The 18,432-nt window shown below is 60.4% G+C and carries 16 protein-coding genes and 1 pseudogene; 5 read left to right on the top strand and 12 right to left on the bottom strand.

The window, feature by feature from the left end:
* Positions 1-73 precede the first annotated feature (73 nt).
* Entirely contained in the window at positions 74-586 is a 513-nt protein-coding gene (locus NF676_RS25690; protein WP_252886943.1) for a dihydrofolate reductase, read from the top strand.
* A 93-nt stretch (positions 587-679) separates the two neighbouring features.
* Here the strand turns inward: NF676_RS25690 and NF676_RS25685 are convergent, their stop codons facing one another.
* On the bottom strand, positions 680-2,071 hold the full coding sequence (locus NF676_RS25685; RefSeq protein ID WP_150636952.1) for an L-cystine transporter: 1,392 nt from the start codon (positions 2,069-2,071) through the stop codon (positions 680-682).
* Positions 2,072-2,310: 239 nt separating this feature from the next.
* On the opposite strand from NF676_RS25685, the gene NF676_RS25680 reads away from it, so the two are divergent.
* On the top strand, positions 2,311-3,366 hold the full coding sequence (locus tag NF676_RS25680) for an HAD family hydrolase (RefSeq protein WP_252886942.1): 1,056 nt from the start codon (positions 2,311-2,313) through the stop codon (positions 3,364-3,366).
* A 200-nt stretch (positions 3,367-3,566) separates the two neighbouring features.
* Here NF676_RS25680 and ilvD read toward each other — a convergent pair whose 3' ends face one another.
* The 6 genes and pseudogenes from ilvD to NF676_RS25650 form a co-directional block, all read right to left on the bottom strand.
* Positions 3,567-5,408 carry a dihydroxy-acid dehydratase gene (ilvD, locus tag NF676_RS25675; RefSeq protein ID WP_024014684.1) on the bottom strand — a complete coding sequence of 614 codons (1,842 nt, stop codon included), beginning with the start codon at positions 5,406-5,408 and terminating at the stop codon, positions 3,567-3,569.
* A gap of 256 nt (positions 5,409-5,664) precedes the next feature.
* Entirely contained in the window at positions 5,665-6,897 is a 1,233-nt protein-coding gene (locus NF676_RS25670; RefSeq protein ID WP_252886941.1) for an MFS transporter, read from the bottom strand.
* Positions 6,890-7,868: pseudogene (locus tag NF676_RS25665) on the bottom strand (diiron oxygenase). The gene NF676_RS25670 and the pseudogene NF676_RS25665 overlap by 8 nt, the downstream one beginning before the upstream one ends.
* Complete coding sequence (locus NF676_RS25660) at positions 7,865-8,938, bottom strand: SagB family peptide dehydrogenase (protein ID WP_056786314.1); 1,074 nt, start codon at positions 8,936-8,938, stop codon at positions 7,865-7,867. Before NF676_RS25660 ends, NF676_RS25665 begins: the two are co-directional and overlap by 4 nt.
* Positions 8,939-9,390: 452 nt before the next feature.
* Positions 9,391-10,587 (bottom strand): class I SAM-dependent rRNA methyltransferase, encoded by a 1,197-nt coding sequence (locus NF676_RS25655; RefSeq protein WP_016772700.1) that lies wholly within the window; start codon positions 10,585-10,587, stop codon positions 9,391-9,393.
* A gap of 162 nt (positions 10,588-10,749) precedes the next feature.
* On the bottom strand, positions 10,750-11,289 hold the full coding sequence (locus NF676_RS25650) for a type 1 glutamine amidotransferase domain-containing protein (RefSeq protein ID WP_016772701.1): 540 nt from the start codon (positions 11,287-11,289) through the stop codon (positions 10,750-10,752).
* 228 nt (positions 11,290-11,517) lie between these two features.
* On the opposite strand from NF676_RS25650, the gene NF676_RS25645 reads away from it, so the two are divergent.
* The 3 genes from NF676_RS25645 to NF676_RS25635 are packed head-to-tail and all read left to right on the top strand — an operon-like array spanning position 11,518 to position 13,534.
* On the top strand, positions 11,518-12,330 hold the full coding sequence (locus NF676_RS25645; RefSeq protein ID WP_164558347.1) for an HDOD domain-containing protein: 813 nt from the start codon (positions 11,518-11,520) through the stop codon (positions 12,328-12,330).
* A 12-nt stretch (positions 12,331-12,342) separates the two neighbouring features.
* A complete protein-coding gene (gene mutM / locus NF676_RS25640; protein ID WP_150743578.1) occupies positions 12,343-13,155 on the top strand; it encodes a bifunctional DNA-formamidopyrimidine glycosylase/DNA-(apurinic or apyrimidinic site) lyase in 813 nt (270 codons plus the stop codon).
* 55 nt (positions 13,156-13,210) lie between these two features.
* Entirely contained in the window at positions 13,211-13,534 is a 324-nt protein-coding gene (locus tag NF676_RS25635; protein WP_252868429.1) for a multidrug transporter, read from the top strand.
* A gap of 125 nt (positions 13,535-13,659) precedes the next feature.
* On the opposite strand, the gene NF676_RS25630 is transcribed toward NF676_RS25635, so the two are convergent.
* The 5 genes from NF676_RS25630 to NF676_RS25610 form a co-directional block, all read right to left on the bottom strand.
* Complete coding sequence (locus tag NF676_RS25630) at positions 13,660-13,911, bottom strand: YfhL family 4Fe-4S dicluster ferredoxin (RefSeq protein WP_003195146.1); 252 nt, start codon at positions 13,909-13,911, stop codon at positions 13,660-13,662.
* A gap of 148 nt (positions 13,912-14,059) precedes the next feature.
* Positions 14,060-14,539: a pantetheine-phosphate adenylyltransferase gene (gene coaD / locus NF676_RS25625; RefSeq protein ID WP_003229157.1), complete on the bottom strand. Its 480-nt coding sequence runs from the start codon at positions 14,537-14,539 to the stop codon at positions 14,060-14,062.
* A gap of 115 nt (positions 14,540-14,654) precedes the next feature.
* Positions 14,655-16,250 (bottom strand): GMC family oxidoreductase, encoded by a 1,596-nt coding sequence (locus NF676_RS25620; RefSeq protein ID WP_252886940.1) that lies wholly within the window; start codon positions 16,248-16,250, stop codon positions 14,655-14,657.
* A gap of 131 nt (positions 16,251-16,381) precedes the next feature.
* Positions 16,382-16,927 carry a twin-arginine translocation pathway signal protein gene (locus NF676_RS25615; RefSeq protein WP_095181324.1) on the bottom strand — a complete coding sequence of 182 codons (546 nt, stop codon included), beginning with the start codon at positions 16,925-16,927 and terminating at the stop codon, positions 16,382-16,384.
* A 29-nt stretch (positions 16,928-16,956) separates the two neighbouring features.
* The gene (locus NF676_RS25610; RefSeq protein ID WP_252886939.1) at positions 16,957-18,387 is read right to left on the bottom strand and encodes a coniferyl aldehyde dehydrogenase; all 1,431 of its coding nucleotides are present in this window, start codon (positions 18,385-18,387) and stop codon (positions 16,957-16,959) included.
* Positions 18,388-18,432: the final 45 nt, after the last annotated feature.

The following is an 18,432-nucleotide window of genomic DNA, read 5'->3' as shown; positions in this document are numbered from 1 at the left end:
CGCTAAATCGAGCGCTGAGCATAACCGCTGTGGCGCTTATCGGGGTAAGCGCGGCTCTGGTATCCTCGCCGGCATGACTAAATCACTGCCCCTCAGCCTGATCGCAGCCCTCGGTGAAAACCGCGTGATCGGCGTCGACAACAGCATGCCCTGGCACCTGCCGGGGGACTTCAAATACTTCAAGGAAACCACGCTCGGCAAGCCGATCATCATGGGTCGCAAGACCTGGGATTCGCTCGGTCGGCCATTGCCGGGGCGCTTGAACATCGTGGTCAGCCGCCAGACCGATCTGCAGCTCGAAGGCGCCGAGGTCTATCCGTCGCTGGAAGCCGCCGTGGCGCGCGCCGAGGAATGGGCGAAAGCCCAGGGCGTTGATGAACTGATGCTGATTGGCGGCGCGCAGTTGTATGCGCAAGGGCTGGCGCAGGCCGATCGGCTGTACCTGACCCGCGTAGCGCTGAGCCCGGAAGGGGATGCGTGGTTTCCGGAGTTTGATCTGAGCGAATGGAAGCTGGTGTCGAATGTACCGAATCCGGCAGAGGGCGATAAACCTGCATATAGCTTTGAGGTTTGGGAGAAAGCCTAACAGCTTCGCGAGCAGGCTCGCTCCCACAGGGGAACGCATTTCAGTGTGGGAGCGAGCCTGCTCGCGAAGAGGCCCGCTCAGTCGCTGAGAAGCTTAAGCCTGGGCCAACTCTGCGTGTTCATCGGCATCCAGCAGCGCTTTATCCGTCTGCTGCATGACCTGACTGGTAATCGCCCCAGCGGTAATCGAGCCACTCACGTTCAACGCGGTGCGGCCCATATCGATCAGCGGCTCGACCGAAATCAGCAACGCCACCAGTGACACCGGCAAGCCCATTGCCGGCAGCACGATCAGGGCGGCGAACGTTGCGCCGCCGCCAACTCCGGCGACACCGGCCGAACTCAACGTGACAATCGCTACCAGCGTCGCGATCCACAACGGATCCAGCGGGTTGATGCCGACAGTTGGCGCGACCATTACCGCCAACATCGCCGGGTACAGGCCTGCGCAACCGTTCTGGCCGATGGTCGCACCGAACGAGGCAGCGAAACTGGCGACTGACGACGGAATGCCCAGACGACGGGTCTGCGCTTCGATGCTCAGCGGAATGGTTGCCGCGCTGGAGCGGCTGGTGAAGGCGAAGGTCAGCACCGGCCAGATCTTGCGGAAGAAGCGCAGCGGGTTGATCCCGGCGGCCGACACCAGCACGCCGTGCACCACGAACATCAGGCCCAGGCCGATATACGAGACCACGACGAAACTGCCCAGCTTGATGATGTCCTGCAGGTTGGAACCGGCGACCACTTTGGTCATCAGCGCCAGCACACCGTACGGGGTCAGCTTCATCACCAGACGCACCAGACGCATCACCCAGGCTTGCAGGGTGTCGATGGCGTTGATCACTTTCTGACCTTTCTCGACGTCGTCCTTGAGCAGTTGCAGCGCGGCAACCCCGAGGAACGCGGCGAAGATCACCACGCTGATGATCGAGGTCGGCTTGGCCCGGGCCAGGTCGGCAAACGGGTTCTGCGGAATGAACGACAGCAGCAGTTGCGGCACATTGAGGTCGGCGACCTTGCCGGCGTAGTCGTTCTGAATGGTTTGCAGGCGCGCCATTTCCTGAGTGCCGGCGATCAGACCTTCAGCGCTGAGGCCGAACAGGTTGGTCAGGCCGATGCCGATCAGCGCCGCGATGGCAGTGGTGAACAGCAGCGTGCCGATGGTCAGGAAACTGATCTTGCCCAGCGACGAGGCATTGTGCAGGCGGGCCACGGCGCTGAGGATCGAGGCGAACACCAGCGGGATCACGATCATCTGCAGCAACTGTACGTAACCGTTGCCGACCAGATCGAACCAGCCGATCGAGGCTTTCAGCACCGGGTTGCCGGCACCGTAAATCGTGTGCAGCGCGACGCCGAACGCCACGCCGAGGACCAGTGCGAGCAGGACTTTTTTCGCCAGGCTCCAAGTGGTGTGGCGGGTTTGCGCCAGACCGAAGAGCAGGGCGAGGAACACCAGCAGGTTGAGAATCAGCGGTAGATTCATGAGAACTCCAGTAAAGACTGTGCCAACAGCCATCCGGGGCTGCTGCGAACCGGCAAGCCTAACAGCTTGATTTGCAATGATTTAATACCAAAATGGCTGGGCAACCGTCGTTTTTGGAATAAGCGCGTGTCGCTGTCGGCAATGCATCTGGCGCGCAGGGGACGCAGGCGGTCGCTGACAGGCGAGGGTTGTCACACTGATTTGTTAGCGTCGAACTCTTTGCATCGGGGAGTAGCGCTATGAGAATTGCACGCACGTTGTTGGCTGTAGCACTGGCGGCTGGCCTCGCCGGCCATGTATTCGCCACGGACCTCAAGCATTGGCCGGCGGATCAGGCCAAGGCGCTGGACGCGATGATTGCCGCCAACGCCAACAAGGGTAATTACGCGGTGTTCGACATGGACAACACCAGTTACCGCTACGACCTCGAAGAATCCTTGCTGCCGTTCATGGAAAACAAGGGCCTTATTACCCGCGAAAAGCTCGACCCCTCGCTGAAACTGATGCCCTTCAAGGACACCGCCGAGCACAAGGAAAGCCTGTTCAGTTATTACTACCGGCTCTGCGAAGTCGACGACATGGTCTGCTACCCGTGGGTGGCGCAGGTGTTCTCTGGCTTCACCCTCAAGGAACTCAAGGGCTACGTTGACGAGTTGATGGCTTCGGGCAAACCGGTGCCGGCGACGTATTACGAAGGCGATGTGGTGAAGAAGCTCGACGTCAATCCGCCGAAGATCTTCACTGGCCAGCAGGAGCTGTACAACAAGCTGATGGAGAACGGCATCGAGGTCTACGTAATGACCGCCGCTTCAGAGGAGCTGGTACGCATGGTCGCGGCGGATCCCAAGTACGGTTACAACGTCAAACCGCAGAACGTCATTGGCGTTTCACTGCTGCTCAAGGATCAGAAGACTGGCGAGCTGACCACTGCGCGCAAACAGATCACCGCCGGCAAATATGACGAGAAGGCCAACCTCGGGCTCGAACTGACGCCGTACCTGTGGACCCCGGCAACGTGGATGGCCGGCAAGCACGCAGCGATCCTGACCTATATCGATGAATGGAAAAAACCGGTACTGGTCGGTGGCGACACCCCAACCAGCGACGGTTACATGCTGTTCCATGATGTCGACGTGGCCAAGGGCGGCATTCACTTGTGGATCAACCGCAAGGACAAGTACATGACGCAAATCAACGGCATGATGGCCAGGCACGCGGCGGCGCAGGCCAAGGAAGGCTTGCCGGTGACGGCGGACAAGAACTGGGTGATCGTCAAACCGGAAGACATTCAGTAAGCCACGATCGCATGTAGGAGCTGCCGAAGGCTGCGATCTTTTGATCTTGTTTTGGATCGTTCCCACGCTCTGCGTGGGAATGCAGCCCGTGACGCTCTGCGTCACTGGACGCGGAGCGTCCCTTGAGACATTCCCACGCAGAGCGTGGGAACGATCAGCCGCGCACATGGCGGGGCATTTTTGCATCGGCGATTTGACGGTTACAGCCCGTCGAGCATCGCTTTGTTGCGCACCGCGCCCTTGTCGGCACTGGTCGCCAGCAGGGCGTAGGCCTTGAGCGCGGTGGTCACTTTGCGTGGACGCACCTCGACCGGTTTCCAGCCTTTCTTGTCCTGCTCGGCGCGGCGTGCCGCCAGTTCTTCGTCGCTGACCAACAGGTTGATCGAGCGGTTCGGAATGTCGATCAGCACCTTGTCGCCATCCTGCACCAGACCAATCGCGCCGCCGGCCGCAGCCTCTGGTGAAGCGTGACCGATTGACAGGCCGGAAGTACCGCCGGAGAAACGCCCGTCGGTGAGCAGCGCACAGGCTTTGCCCAGACCTTTGGATTTCAGGTAGGACGTCGGGTAGAGCATTTCCTGCATGCCCGGGCCGCCTTTCGGGCCTTCGTAGCGAATGATGACGATGTCGCCTTCCTTCACTTCGTCAGCGAGGATGCCGCGCACGGCGCTGTCCTGACTTTCGAAAATTTTCGCGTTGCCTTCGAAGACGTGGATCGACTCATCGACCCCGGCGGTTTTCACCACGCAACCGTCCTGCGCGATGTTGCCGTACAGCACGGCGAGGCCGCCTTCTTTCGAATAGGCGTGCTCGAAGCTGCGGATGCAGCCGTTTTCACGGTCGTCGTCGAGGGTTTCCCAGCGGGTCGACTGGCTGAACGCGGTCTGGGTCGGAATGCCCGCAGGACCTGCCTTGAAGAAGTGATGCACGGCTTCGTCGCTGGTCTGGGTAATGTCCCACTTGGCGATGGCTTCTTCCATGCTGCGGCTGTGCACGGTCGGCAGGTCGGTGTGCAGCAGGCCGCCACGGGCCAGCGAACCGAGGATGCTGAAAATGCCGCCGGCGCGGTGCACGTCTTCCATGTGGTACTTCTGGATGTTCGGCGCGACTTTGCACAGCTGCGGCACGCTGCGCGAGAGGCGGTCGATGTCGCGCAGGTCGAAATCGATCTCGGCTTCCTGGGCGGCTGCGAGCAAGTGCAGGATGGTGTTGGTCGAACCGCCCATGGCGATGTCGAGCATCATCGCGTTCTCGAACGCCTTGAAGTTGGCGATGTTGCGCGGCAGCACGGAGTCATCGTTCTCACCGTAGTAACGCTTGCACAGCTCGACGATGGTGCGACCGGCCTGCAGGAACAGCTGCTCGCGGTCGCTGTGAGTGGCCAGAGTGGAACCGTTGCCCGGCAAGGCCAGACCCAGTGCTTCGGTCAGACAGTTCATCGAGTTGGCGGTGAACATGCCGGAGCATGAACCACAGGTCGGACAGGCGCTGCGCTCGTACTCGGCGACTTTCTCGTCAGAAGCGCTGGAGTCGGCGGCGATCACCATGGCGTCGACGAGGTCGAGGCCGTGGGAGGCGAGTTTGGTCTTGCCCGCTTCCATCGGGCCACCGGAAACGAAGATCACCGGGATGTTCAGGCGCAGCGCGGCCATCAGCATGCCCGGGGTGATCTTGTCGCAGTTGGAAATGCACACGATAGCGTCGGCGCAGTGGGCATTGACCATGTACTCGACGGAGTCGGCGATGATCTCGCGACTCGGCAGCGAATACAGCATGCCGTCGTGGCCCATGGCGATGCCGTCATCGACGGCGATGGTGTTGAATTCCTTGGCCACGCCACCGGCGCGTTCGATTTCGCGGGCGACCAGTTGACCCAGGTCCTTCAGGTGCACATGCCCCGGGACGAACTGGGTGAACGAGTTGGCGATGGCAATGATCGGCTTCTTGAAGTCGTCATCTTTCATGCCGGTGGCGCGCCACAGTGCGCGGGCGCCGGCCATGTTGCGGCCGTGGGTGGATGTTTTCGAGCGGTAATCTGGCATGGAGCACTCCGGGCGGCTAATCACGTACTAAAGGGGAGTGAGCTTCTGTTGACCTCTGAAACACCCGAAAAATGGCCGTGTGTCCGGAAGCTGCCGATGACGTTGCGGGATCGCCGCTGGTCTCAGCTTGAGCTCATAAACCCGCCGGGGATGAATGGCGATGAATGAGGCGATTCTACACCGCTGGCGTCGCGAGGGAATGGCGCAAAGCGTTGTTCCCCCGCTGAAGAGGCACGCGGGATGACGACTGGCAGGATCAGTGGTCGCCTCCCGGCATCACCGGATTGCTGCGCAGGTTGCTGACGCGACGGCCAATCACGCTGTTGAGCAACAGCGATACGCCGCTCAACACCACGAAGCCGTAACCCAGCGTCGCTTGCAGGTTGGCCGGGCCGAGGCTGATCAAGGCGCTGACCAGCCCGCCACAGATAAAGATGATGGTGCTGCCGGCAGACGCCGATGCGCCAGCATTTTCGGCAAACAGGCTCATGGCGCGGGAGGTAGCCGGTGGCCGGGAAATGGTCGTGCCCACCGTGCAGATGAGCATTGGAATCAGCACCGTCGCAGCTGACAAATCATGGTTGGCGGCCAGATAGAGCATTACCAGTCCCGAGAGCAGGATCAGACTCAGCCCGGTAAAAATCTGCTGTTGCGCATTGATATGCCGGTTCAGCACGCTGGCGAGCACGCCGCCAAAGACATAGGCGGCGCCGTAGATCAGCAGGATCAAGGCGAAATCGTAAGGTGCCATCTGCAGCTGCTCCATGAAGATCAGCGGGGAAATGACGATGAAGGAAAAGTGGCAAGCGAAAGCGAATGCGGAAATCAGCCAGCAGCCGACAAATTCGAAATTGCCCAGGACGCGCTGATAGGACTGGATGAAGCCAAGGCGGGTGGGATCATGAGGAGGACGGCTGTTATCGAGCAATCGCCAGGTCTTGATCAAAACTGCTGCGGCCAGGGCGATGAAGACCCAGAAGCTGCCGCGCCAGCCGAGCGTGGCTTGCAGAAACGTGCCCGCCAATGGTGATACCGAAATGAAGATGCCCGTTGCGGTGACCATCAGGATCCGCAGGCGATCACGCTCGTTGCCTTCGAACAGATCCTGCACCAGTGCCTGGGACAGCACGAAGCAACCGCATCCCAGCGCCTGCATCACCCGGAAAATCAGGAACAGCGTGTAGTCATTGCTCAGCACGCAGCCAAGTGCGCCGAGCAGCGACACGCTCATGCCGGCAAGCAGCAGACCTTTGCGCCCGATCACATCTGACAGCGGGCCGATCAATAACTGGGCAAATGCGATGCCCACGGCAAACAGACTGATCGACAGCGCGATGTCGTTTGCCGATCGGCCAAAGTGGGCTGCCAATGCCGGAAAGGAAGGCAGCAGCACATCCAGCGGAAACACGCCAAGCAGGATCATCGCCAGCAGCAGGCTGATTGCTCCGCGCTGTTGTCGGCGGGTGGTTGCACGGCTGTGTTTATCCATCGATCAATCCTGCTTTGGCGAAGAGTGTCTGGTTATGGGGCAATGCAAAGAAGCCGGCCTTGTGCAGGGCCTCCACAGTAGGTTTGCAGCCTGCGCGTGCACGAGCGCGGTTGGCCTGCACCGTTGCCGTGCCGCCGACAATCTCCATCACGTCGATCTCGGCAATACCGGCCGAACGCAGGCTTTGTTGCATCCAGCCTTCATCTGCTTCGAAGAAGATGGAAATGATCTCCACGAGGGTCTTGCTGGCGAACAGGCGTTGACGACTGTTCATCGCAATCCAGAAGTAATGGAAGGCTTCGGCGAAATAGCGGCTGTGCCGGGCTTCGTCGGCAAGGTGATCACGCAACATGTCACTCACACTGGATACCAGCGTGTCGCGGCAGACCTCCAGCAACTCGCGGGCAATGATGGTTTCCGAGACAAATCCCAGCAGGAACCAGGCCAATGCACGGTTTTTCTCCGGCGTGCGCGCGATCAAAGCGTTCATGCGGCTGATCCGCTTCGGAATGACCGGTCGCCGGGTGATGCCGTAGAGCGCAGCGATCTGCTCGGCAATCTGGTTGGAAAACAGCGCGTGGTAGCCCTCGTCGGTATACAGCTGCAGTGCCGCATGTTTCATCGGTAGCGGTATATAAATGGGCAGTTCGCGGTGCACGATGACTTCCACCGCGCGGTTGACGATGCGGTGTTCGAGCAGGGTGGTGTAGTCGAGGAAATACACCAGATGATTGGCGGTAAGGCGGTGCAGGGTTTCGCGACCTTTGGCCTGGATGGCCGGATGCGCCAGATAGGGCACAAAGGCCGGGGGGTAACCAGTAGCGGGTTTGCAATTGCTGCTCGACATCGCCCGGTAATCGATAGTCGTGGACACTGCTGCGTACCGATGCACGGTTCTCCCAGCCTGGAAGCGTGAATTTGAGCGACCATGACACCGGGGCTTCGCTTTCGTCCATAGCCGTGGGAATCATGACTGTGCTCCGCTGAGCAGATCACGCATTTCCTGGCACATGGCCTGGCCATCGCTTTGTCCGCAGCCGACGAAGAACAACGGTTGCTCGGCGCTGTCCGCGATGCCGAGCAGGGTTTCAATCTGTGCGTCGGCAAATGCGCCGGTCAACCAGGTGTTCAACCCCAGCGTCGTCGCTACCAGTTGAAAGGTTTGCGAGAGATGACCGGCTTCGATGAAGGCCATGCGATAGGCACGCGAGTGCTCGTACTTCCACCAGAGACGATCAAACCTTGCAGTGATGAACACGCCCAGTGGCAGGTTGTTGATGAAATGCTGGCCGCCGAGCAATTGACCCAGCTCCGGATCCGGCAGCGCATTGATCCGACTCAGGGCGTGTTCGGCAGGGTGATAGGCGTAGATGCCGGGTTCCAGTCCGCTGACATTTTGCGCCAGGACAAATCCCTCACAGGCGTTCAGTCCGCCGCCGGACGGGCAGCTTCGGCGTGCCTCGAGACCCGGTGCGACCGGATCGTCGTGGGCATTGTCGCGTGGGGGAAGATAGCCGAGGGTCAAATACAGCAGCGTGCCAACCTCATCCAGTGTCACCGCTGCACCGGTGTAGGAACGACAGGTTTTGCGCCTCATCAGGGCCTGAGTCAGGCTGTCATCATCAATGGCGCCCGGTACGGGCAGGGTAATCAGGGGCTGCACTGATCGCCGCGCCCGGGTGTCTGCAGGTTCTGGCTTCGCCAGCACTTCGCTGCAGTGCGCCAGATATTGCCTGGACCACTCGTGGATATTCCGAGGCGTATGTGCGCTAGGTATGTTTTGTGTGCCGATGTGATAGATCTTCGACAATTCATCCCAGCCCCAATTCGGGCTGTCTATTTTGGAAGTTGTCAGAATTCCTGCGTCCAGAAGTTGTGTGTCTATTATGTTGTTCGGATCAAATAATTCAGGGTTGTGTATAAGTCTGGCGAGGCGATGGGAGTAATCAAGATCAAGTTCGTGTTGAGTGTGGTTCTTGTAGTTCCAGACAACTTGTCCAGGCGGGCGCGGCAATATAAAAAGAAAAGGATTGATATACATGGGCTCAGGTCACTCGGGAAAAAGTCTGATGGACGCCAGAGTGCCGGCACTCTCCGGCGTCCAGGCTTACTTAGCGGCCGGTGGCTGCAACCAGAAAGGCCAGGTTGGCGAGTTTGTCTGTTTCGAGATAAATGGTTTTCATGATGTGAACTCCTTGTTCGTTGGTAGTTGAGTCGCTTCGTTGCGACAACTTCATATTAGTTTGTAATCGAATATTGGCAAGCGGATATTAAGTAGGAATATTCCAGTAATTTTGTCGGAGTGATCTTTTGCAGGAGGCTTACTGTGTAGGTTTAATTTCCATGATTGACAGGCATGACGAAACTTCCTGCAAGGCAGCGAGAAAGAAGTTGTAGGAAGAGGGCAGTACACTCATGTCGAGTGTGAAAAAACGGGGGGAGGGCGCGCAAAAAAAACGGGGAGCTCATTGGCTCCCCGGTGTTCAAGCGCAATCAGCTGTTGGGCAGCAGACGGCAGGTGATGCTTTTGATGTAACGGGTTTCAGCGATGGCCGGATGCACCGGATGATCCGGACCCTGACCGCCACGCTCGAGCATCTGGATATTGCGGTCCAGGTGACGGGCGCTGGTCAGCAGGATGTTCTGCAGATCATCTTCCGGCAGGTGCATGGAGCACGAAGCACTGACCAGAATGCCGTCCTTGGTCAGCAGGCGCATGGCTTGCTCGTTCAGACGACGGTAGGCGCCTTCGCCGTTCTTCATGTCTTTCTTGCGTTTGATGAAGGCCGGCGGATCGGCAACGATCACGTCGAAACGCTCTTCGCTGGCTTTCAGTTCCTTCAGCGCTTCAAAGACATCGCCTTCGATGCAGGTCATCTTGTCAGCGAAACCGTTCAGCGCGGCATTGCGCTCGACGCCGTCGAGGGCGAATGCAGAGGCGTCGACGCAGAACACTTCGCTGGCGCCGAACGCAGCGGCCTGCACGCCCCAGCCACCGATGTAGCTATAGAGATCAAGTACGCGTTTGCCCTTTGCGTAAGGTGCCAGGCGCGCGCGGTTCATGCGGTGATCGTAAAACCAGCCGGTTTTCTGCCCTTGAATGACCGGCGCTTCGAACTTGACGCCGTTCTCTTCCAGCGCGACCCACTCCGGCACCAGACCGAACACGGTTTCGACATAACGGTTGAGGCCTTCGGCGTCGCGGGCTGCGGAGTCGTTCTTGAACAGGATGCCGCTTGGCTTGAGCACCTGGGTCAACGCGGCGATCACGTCGTCCTTGTGCGCTTCCATGGTCGCCGAGGCGATCTGCACCACAAGAATGTCGCCGAACCGATCGACCACCAGACCTGGCAGCAGGTCGGAGTCGCCGTAGACCAGACGATAGAACGGCTTGTCGAACAGACGCTCGCGCAACGACAGTGCGACATTCAGGCGATGCACCAGTAGCGACTTGTCGAGTGCCAGTTTGATGTCGCGTGACAGCAGACGCGCGCAGATCAGGTTGTTCGGGCTCATGGCGACGATGCCCAACGGCTTGCCGCCAGCGGCTTCGAGCACCGCCTGATCGCCGGCCTTGAAGCCGTGCAGAGGCGTGGCGGCCACGTCGATTTCGTTGCTGTAGACCCACAAGTGGCCGTTGCGCAGGCGACGGTCGGCGTTGGCTTTGAGGCGCAGGCTAGGCAGGGACATGACGTCGCTCCGGAAAAAAGAGCGGGAGTATAGCGTGTTGACGCGTGCTCCGGTCTGGCCTGCGATGAAAAGCGGATGGCCCCTTCGCGAGCAGGCTCGCTCCCACACTTGGAATGCATTCACCTGTGGGAGCGAGCCTGCTCGCGAAAGCGATTTCAGCTCTTATGCAGCCAGTGCGTCAATCAGGGCCTGACTGAACGCCGGCACATCATCCGGTTGGCGGCTGCTGATCAGGTTGCCGTCCTTGACCACTTCCTGGTCGACCCAGTTGACCCCGGCATTGACCAGATCGTCCTTGACCGTTTTGTAGCTGGTCATGGTCTTGCCATTGACCAGTCCTGCCGAGATCAGCAACCAGCTGCCGTGGCAGATCACGGCAATCGGCTTGCCCGCCGAAGCGGCAGTCTTGACCAGATGCTGGGCATCCTGATCGATACGGATGGTGTCGGAATTCTGCACACCGCCCGGCAGCAGCACGGCATCGTATTGATCGACGCTCACAGCCTGGAAAGTGTTGCTGACGGGGAAGTCGTCGGCCGGTTTGTCATGGTTCCAGCCTTTCACCGTGCCAGCCTCGGCGGAAAGGATATCGACCTGCACGCCGGCCTGCTCCAGAGCATCCTTGGGGCCTGTCATTTCGACCTGTTCGAAACCATCGGTAACCAAAATAGCGACGCGTTTGCCATTGAGGGAAGTTGCCATCGGTAAGCTCCTGAGTCTGTGGAGATTTTGCCTTCGCAGCGGACCGTTGAGGTCCGATGCGCCCTACAGATTCCGAAGCCTGGGCACAGATGAAAGTTCCGACGATGTGCCCATCGGTGTGTCGCCCTGCCGTTTCAGCGGTTAGAATCGCCGCCTGCCCCGGAGTGTGTACTTATGTCCCAAGAGCTGACCACCGAACAGATTCAACAATCGCTGCAAGGCATCAGTGTGCCGGCGCAACCGCAGATCATGGTGGATCTGCAAATGGAGCAGTACATGCCCGACCCGGACCTGGAGGTGATCGCCAAGCTGATCTCCCAGGATCCCGGCCTGTCCGGCGCGCTGCTGAAAATCGTCAACTCGCCGTATTACGGCCTGAGCAACAAGATCACCTCGATCCAGCGTGCGGTGAACCTGTTGGGCAGCCGCTCGATCATCAACCTGATCAACGCGCAGTCGATCAAGGGCGAGATGAACGACGACACCATCGTCACCCTCAACCGTTTCTGGGACACCGCGCAGGACGTGGCGATGACCTGCCTGACCCTGGCCAAGCGCATCGGCACCCAGGCCGGTGACGAAGCCTATGCGTTAGGGCTGTTCCACGATTGCGGCGTACCGTTGATGCTGCAGCGTTTCCCCAACTACATGACCGTACTGGAAGAGGCCTATGCCAGCGCCAGCCCGGAATGCCGTGTGGTCGATACGGAAAACCGTGTGTTCAACACCAATCACGCCGTGGTCGGTTACTACACTGCCAAGTCCTGGCGCCTGCCGGAGCATGTCAGCGCCGCCATCGCCAACCACCACAACGCGCTGGCGATTTTCAGCGACGAATCGTCGAAGAACAGCCAGCTGAAAAATTTGCTGGCGATTCTGAAAATGGCCGAGCACATCTGCGCCTCGTATCGGGTGCTGGGCAACCAGACCGAAGATTTCGAGTGGAACGCGGTCGGCCCGTTGGTGCTCGATTACGTCGGTCTGTCGGACTACGACTTCGAAACACTCAAACAAACGATTCGCGACCTCGGCGCGCATTGATCCGAGGACACCATGCCTGAACTGCCGGAAGTCGAAACCACCCGTCGCGGGATCGCCCCGCACCTGGAAGGCCAGCGTGTCAGCCGCGTCATCGTCCGCGACCGGCGCCTGCGCTGGCCGATCCCCGAAGACCTCGATGTGCGCCTGTCCGGGCAGCGCATCGTGCTGGTGGAGCGGCGCGCCAAGTACCTGTTGATCAACGCCGAGATCGGCACACTGATCAGCCATCTGGGCATGTCGGGCAATCTGCGTCTGGTCGAGGCCGGGTTGCCGGCGTTGAAGCACGAGCACGTCGACATCGAACTGGAATCGGGTCTGGCCCTGCGCTACACCGACCCGCGACGGTTCGGCGCGATGCTGTGGAGCAACGACCCGCTCAATCACGAACTGCTGATTCGCCTCGGACCGGAGCCGCTGACCGATCTGTTCGATGGCGAAAGATTGTTCAAGCTGTCACGCGGGCGCTCGATGGCGGTCAAGCCGTTCATCATGGACAACGCGGTGGTGGTCGGGGTGGGCAATATCTATGCGACCGAAGCGCTGTTCGCCGCCGGCATCGACCCGCGCCGCGAAGCCGGAAGCATTTCCCGCGGGCGTTACTTGAAACTGGCGATCGAGATCAAACGCATCCTCGCCGCCGCCATCGAGCGTGGCGGCACGACATTGCGCGATTTCATTGGCGGCGACGGTCAGCCCGGCTATTTCCAGCAGGAACTGTTTGTCTACGGCCGGGGAGGGCAGCACTGCAAGGTCTGCGGCACCGGATTGCGCGAAGTTAAGCTCGGCCAGCGCGCCAGCGTGTTTTGTCCGCGCTGCCAGACCTGAAAAATCCTTGGGTCTATAGTGAGAAGTCTCACTGCTCAGCCCGAAGGATCGTGCCATGAAACTCCTGCAAGTCTTCTTCGTCACGCTGCTGCTGTGTTCCAGTCTGGCTGCTCAGGCCTCGGAAAACGGCAGCGGTGACCCGCGATACACCATCCAGAATCCCCCGGCCTACGCCATGCTCGGCGACCTGCTGATTGCCCGACCTTTGCTGGTGGTGGCAACGGTGATCGGTGCGGGAGCGTTTGTGGTGTCGTTGCCGTTTACCGCGCTCGGCGGCGGTGTTGGCGATGCCGGTCAGGCGCTGGTGGTAGACCCGGCGAAAGCAGCGTTTGTGCGGTGTCTGGGGTGTACGGGGGAGGGGTTCGAGCAGCGCGAGTGAGCTGATCGGGTTTCAGGGGTGTGGCTGATGGCCCATTCGCGAGCAGGCTCGCTCCCACAGGAGAATGCATTGCAAATGTGGGAGCGAGCCTGCTCGCGAAGAGGGCCGGACGGGCACTGAAGAGATCAGGCCTTGCCGGTAATCTTGCGGTACTTCTCCATCAACTGTTCTTCAGTCTCCGGATGGGCTTCGTCCAGTGGAATGCAATCCACCGGGCAGACCTGCTGGCACTGCGGCTCGTCGTAGTGGCCGACGCACTGGGTGCACAGGTTCGGGTCGATCACGTAGATCTCTTCGCCTTGGGAAATGGCGGCGTTCGGGCACTCGGGTTCGCAGACGTCGCAGTTGATGCAATCGTCGGTGATGATCAGGGACATGCTAACTCCAGCCGGGGCGGCAGGCCCGGGCGCTATAAATCAATGCGCGCAATTGTGCCGCATTGGCGCTTGCAGTGCACGCGGGGGCGATCAAGGGCACTCTTTGGCTGCGATCCAAAAACGAAAGGATCGCAGCCTGCGGCAGTTCCTACTTCTTGAAGCGCAGGGTCAGCGCGTCGGCCACGGCCGGGTGGACGAACTTGCTGATATCGCCGCCCAGCGCGGCAATCTCCCGCACCAGCGTCGAGGAAATGAACGAATAACGCTCCGACGGCGTGAGAAACAGGCTCTCCACATCCGGCGCCAGTTGGCGGTTCATGTTGGCCAGCTGGAATTCGTATTCGAAGTCCGACACCGCACGCAGACCACGCAGGAACACATTGGCGTTCTGCTCTTTGGCGAAATGCGCGAGCAGCGTCGAGAAACCGACCACTTCCACGTTAGGCAGGTGTTTGGTGACCTCGCGAGCCAGTTCCACCCGTTGTTCCAGCGGGAACAGCGGGTTCTTTTTCGGGCTGGCGGCGACCGCAATGATCACGTGATCGAACAGGCGCGAGGCGCGTTCGACCAGATCGCCATGGCCCTTGGTAATAGGGTCGAAGGTACCTGGGTACAACACTCGGTTCATCGCGTCGTCCTGGCGGGAGTCCGTTGGGGAGTCGGATGGTATCGCAGCCTTCCCGGTCGGCCAAGTCGCCTGTTGGGTAAGAAAGCACTATAGACGATAGGAATATTCCGCTTTTTCATGGATTTTTCAGTCGGTCAGCCAAGGCTGTCGCCAGTTGCGCGGTCAGGCCATACACCGACAACTGCGGGTTGGCGCCGATGCTGGTGGGGAACAGCGAGCCATCGTGAATCGACAGATTGCTCAGTTGATGATGGCGGCCGAGGCTGTCAGCGACCGCGCTTTTCGGATCTTCACCCATCGCACAACCACCCATCACGTGGGCACTGCCCAGTCGCGTGCGGTACAGCTCCAGGCTCAGTCCATCGATCATTGAGCGCGCCTCGGCCAGTGTCTTCACATAGCGGCCGTCGGCGTGCATCGGCATCACCGATTGCGCGCCGCCGGCGAACTGAATTTCGGCCATCACGTGAAAGGCCCGGCGCAAACCGTCCCAGGCGTATTGCGAAACCTGATAGTCGAGCACCGGCGAGCCATCACCGCGCAGCTCCACCGAGCCACCGCTGCTGTCCGGATGGAAGCCATCGCGCAGCAGCGCCAGCATCGCGTGGGTGTGCGGCAGATCAGCCATGTGTTGCGCGTTCTCTTGACCAAAACCGCCGAGCAGTGTGGCGGCCAGCGCCGGGTGCAGCGGCGGCACTTCGAGTTTGAAAGCCATCGGCCCGGTGGTGCCGTCCTTCCACTGAAAATGGTCGGAGTAGATCGACTGCGGCGCGCCGTAGAACGGATTGACCACCTCGGCGAAACGCGCGGCGGACATGTTCACCGGGTGCAGAAAGGTGCGCTTGCCTATGCGCTCATGCGGATCCGGCGCGTCGGAGCGCAGCAACAGCGCCGGGCTGTTGATGCCGCCGCCGGCCAGCACATAATGCCGCGCCTTGACGGTGATGCTGCGCCCGGTCGGCTCGACGCAGCGTTCGTCCATCGCCACGCAATGCAGCCCGGTAACCTTGTCGCCGCTGATCAGCAGCTTCTCCACCCGCGCCAGATACAGCAGCTCGCCGCCCTTTTCCAGCGTCGCCGGGATGGTCGTGACCATCATCGATTGCTTGGCGTTGCTCGGGCAGCCCATGCCGCAATAGCCCAGATTCCAACAACCGCGAACGTTGCGCGGGATCACGTGCCAGCTGTAGCCGAGGTGCTCGCAGCCTTTGCGGATCACGTCGTTATTGGCGTTGGGTGGCACCATCCACGGCGCGACGCCCAGGCGCTGCTCCATTTTTTCGAACCACGGCGCCATCTCTGCCGGGCTATGGCCTGTGACGTTGTGCTCGCTGGCCCAGTGTTCGAGGGTCGGCTCGGGTGTGCGGAAGCTCGAGGTCCAGTTGATCAGCGTCGTGCCGCCGACCGCGCGGCCCTGCAGGATCGTGATCGCGCCGTCCTTGCTCATGCGCCCGATGCCTTCCTGATAGAGGCTGCTGTAGGCCTCGTCTTCGAGCAGCTTGAAATCCGAACTGGTCTTCAGCGGGCCTTCTTCGATCAGCAGGACTTTGTAGCCGGCCGCGCTGAGGATCTCTGCCGTGGTGCCGCCGCCGGCGCCACTGCCGATGATCGCCACGTCGGCTTCGAGGGTGAGGTCGTCGCTCAGTTGCGCGCCGTTGTAGGTTTTCCAGCCTCGGGCGAGGCCTTCGCGGAAGGGATCGGGTACGGGCATCGGTCAGGTTCTCTTTATTATTCTGGATGCTGAGGTGATGCAGCAGGCCCCTTCGCGAGCAGGCTCGCTCCCATAGGGGGATGCATTTCAAATGTGGGAGCGAGCCTGCTCGCGAAGGCCGCGCCCTGGTTTCAGACCTTCGGCGGACCGGGATAACCGCAGTGAGCCCAGGACTCGGCGCGGGTGTACCAGGCCATCATCACCATCTGCTGCAACGAGCTATGGCCCATGCGCAGCAAGCTCAGTGAACTGTTCTCCCAGCGTTCAAGGAAATGCCGCATCGCTTCAGGGCTGGCGTTTTCCCAACTGCCCCAGATACCGGTGAGCGGGCCACGGGTCACGGCCATGCCGAGCACATCGAAGAGTTGCCGAGTGAGCTTGAGCATTTCCAGCGACAGGTGATCGAGGCTGTAGTCCAGCGACTTCAGCGTGCCGTCTAGCGCTGCGGGCATTTCCCCGGCGGCGACGGCGCCGTCGAGCATCACCGGGATCAGCGCGCGCAGGAACAGCAGATCGCCGTCGCGCAAACTGACGAAACCGTTGGCGCTGACGCTCGACGAGCAGCCAGTGAGGCTGGCGCCAAGGCCGGCGGTGGCGAGAAACGCGCTGGCGCCGAGGCTGAATTTCAGCAGGCCACGGCGCGACAGGGCAGGTGTTTCGGTCAGGCTTGGGTGCATTGTTTTTATTACCCGGCGTCGACGAACGTTTAGCGAATGAACAGCTTCTGAATCAGTTTCTGAATCGATGTGCCGTAGGGCGGGTAGATCAGCCGGGCCGCGTTGAAGCGTTGTTTGATCAGCACGCCCTTGGCCTTGCTGAAGGTCAGGAAACCTTCGTGGCCGTGGTAATGGCCCATGCCCGAGGGGCCGATGCCACCGAAGGGCATATCGTCCTGAGCGACATGCAACAAGGTGTCGTTCAGGCATACGCCGCCGGAATGGGTCTCGTGCAGTACGCGATGCTGTTCGCGTTTGTCGTAGCCAAAGTAGTAAAGAGCCAGAGGACGAGGCCGCTGATTGATGTAAGCGAATGCCTGCTCCAGATCGCGATAAGGCACGATCGGCAGCAACGGGCCGAAAATCTCGTCCTGCATCACCGTCATCTCATCGCTGACATTGAGCAGCACGCTGTGCGGCATGCGTCGGCCCTGGCCTTGTTCGAACAACGGGATCAGCAGCGCGCCCTTGCTGGTCGCGTCGCTGACGTAACCGTTCAGTCGGGCCATCTGGCGTTCGTTGATGATCGCGGTGTAGTCGGCGTTGTCGGCCAGGGTCGGGTAGAAGCCTTTCACAGCCTGACGGTAGGCCTCGACGAAGGCGCCGACGCGGTCTTCCGGCACCAGCACATAGTCGGGCGCGACGCAGGTCTGCCCGGCGTTGAGGGTTTTGCCGAAGGCGATGCGTTCGGCGGCGTCCTTGAGCGGTACGTCTGTGGAGACGATGGCCGGCGACTTGCCGCCCAGTTCCAGGGTGACCGGCGTGAGGTTTTCCGCTGCAGCGCGCATGACGTGTTTGCCGACGCTGGTGGAACCGGTGAACAGCAAGTGATCGAACGGCAGACGCGAGAACGCCACGCCGATATCTGCCTCACCCAGCACCACGCAAACCAGGTCTTCGGGAAAGATCCGCGCGAGCAGCTCTTTGAGCAACAGGCCGGTGGCCGGGGTCGATTCGCTGAGCTTGAGCATCACCCGATTGCCCGCCGCCAGGGCGCCGACCATCGGCCCTACGGCCAGATACAGCGGGTAGTTCCACGGCACGATCACACCGACCACGCCCAGCGGCTGGTAAACCACCTTTGCCGAAGCAGGCTGGAAGGCCATGCCGACCTTGCGCCGCGACGGCTTCATCCATTTTTTCAGGTGACAGCTGGCGTAGTGAATGCCGTGCAGGCTCGGCATCAGTTCGGCGAGCAGGGTTTCGTCGGCGCTGCGGTGACTGAAATCGGCGCTGATCGCCTCGATCAATGCCTGCCGCTCAGCGCTGAGCAAATCGCGCAAAGCCTTGAGCCATTGTTGCCGCTGTGCGGCCGGCGGCATCGGGTTGGCGGCGTACGCGGCCCGTTGTGCCTGGAACTGCCGATCGAGGGTTTCAAGAGGCTGTTGCAGGGTTTGCAGGTAGGCAATGTCGGCAGTCATCGCGGGCTCCGGATTTTATTGTAATGGGCACTTTTTAGAGTCTAA

It is taken from the genome of Pseudomonas siliginis (genome assembly GCF_024072275.1).
In the GTDB taxonomy this organism is placed as follows: domain Bacteria; phylum Pseudomonadota; class Gammaproteobacteria; order Pseudomonadales; family Pseudomonadaceae; genus Aquipseudomonas; species Aquipseudomonas siliginis.
This window is presented reverse-complemented; position numbering and strand designations above follow the sequence as displayed.

Bases quoted from the DNA above. Each gene is read 5' to 3' on its own strand.
- ilvD (WP_024014684.1), bottom strand. From the start codon at position 5,408: ATGCCAGATTACCGCTCGAAAACATCCACCCACGGCCGCAACATGGCC.
- NF676_RS25655 (WP_016772700.1), bottom strand. From the start codon at position 10,587: ATGTCCCTGCCTAGCCTGCGCCTCAAAGCCAACGCCGACCGTCGCCTG.
- NF676_RS25685 (WP_150636952.1), bottom strand. From the start codon at position 2,071: ATGAATCTACCGCTGATTCTCAACCTGCTGGTGTTCCTCGCCCTGCTC.
- NF676_RS25635 (WP_252868429.1), top strand. From the start codon at position 13,211: ATGAAACTCCTGCAAGTCTTCTTCGTCACGCTGCTGCTGTGTTCCAGT.
- NF676_RS25620 (WP_252886940.1), bottom strand. From the start codon at position 16,250: ATGCCCGTACCCGATCCCTTCCGCGAAGGCCTCGCCCGAGGCTGGAAA.
- NF676_RS25670 (WP_252886941.1), bottom strand. From the start codon at position 6,897: ATGGATAAACACAGCCGTGCAACCACCCGCCGACAACAGCGCGGAGCA.
- NF676_RS25610 (WP_252886939.1), bottom strand. From the start codon at position 18,387: ATGACTGCCGACATTGCCTACCTGCAAACCCTGCAACAGCCTCTTGAA.
- NF676_RS25690 (WP_252886943.1), top strand. From the start codon at position 74: ATGACTAAATCACTGCCCCTCAGCCTGATCGCAGCCCTCGGTGAAAAC.
- NF676_RS25660 (WP_056786314.1), bottom strand. From the start codon at position 8,938: ATGTATATCAATCCTTTTCTTTTTATATTGCCGCGCCCGCCTGGACAA.
- NF676_RS25650 (WP_016772701.1), bottom strand. From the start codon at position 11,289: ATGGCAACTTCCCTCAATGGCAAACGCGTCGCTATTTTGGTTACCGAT.
- coaD (WP_003229157.1), bottom strand. From the start codon at position 14,539: ATGAACCGAGTGTTGTACCCAGGTACCTTCGACCCTATTACCAAGGGC.
- NF676_RS25680 (WP_252886942.1), top strand. From the start codon at position 2,311: ATGAGAATTGCACGCACGTTGTTGGCTGTAGCACTGGCGGCTGGCCTC.
- NF676_RS25615 (WP_095181324.1), bottom strand. From the start codon at position 16,927: ATGCACCCAAGCCTGACCGAAACACCTGCCCTGTCGCGCCGTGGCCTG.
- NF676_RS25630 (WP_003195146.1), bottom strand. From the start codon at position 13,911: ATGTCCCTGATCATCACCGACGATTGCATCAACTGCGACGTCTGCGAA.
- mutM (WP_150743578.1), top strand. From the start codon at position 12,343: ATGCCTGAACTGCCGGAAGTCGAAACCACCCGTCGCGGGATCGCCCCG.